Here is a 404-nt window from a genome sequence, read left to right as displayed (position 1 = left end):
TATTATGCTCTTTAACAATCTGGAACAAGCTGAAAAATTGAAAACAAATCAATATATCACCGAGGTATATTGATGAGTCTCTCAAAATCTCAGACCTTGAATTTGTGATACTCCAAGGCGAGTGTCATGAGCGAACAACAGCAATTCTAGGCGGACAGCGCGCAGTAAGCGCAGCATACTTAAGTATGTGAGCATTACGAGCACTGCCCAACAACGAATTGATGCTTGTGTAGCCATGACCTTTAAAGTCGTCTTCGAGAGAAACATCTTCGGGTTGTGAGGTTAAGCGAATAAGCGTACACGGTGGATGCCTAGGCAATCAGAGGCGATGAAGGACGTGCTAATCTGCGATAAGCGTCGGTAAGGTGATATGAACCGTTATACCCGACGATTTCCGAATGGGG

At 44.6% G+C, this 404-nt stretch carries 1 rRNA gene; it reads left to right on the top strand.

Going from position 1 to position 404, the window contains the following annotated elements:
• Positions 1 to 280 precede the first annotated feature (280 nt).
• Positions 281 to 404, top strand: a 23S ribosomal RNA gene (locus BHE89_RS21565); the annotation flags it as partial.

The organism is Shigella sp. FC1967 (assembly GCF_001743005.1).
GTDB lineage: Bacteria > Pseudomonadota > Gammaproteobacteria > Enterobacterales > Enterobacteriaceae > Proteus.
The sequence above is the reverse complement of the archived record's forward strand: the minus strand, read 5'-3'. Positions and strand labels throughout refer to the sequence as shown.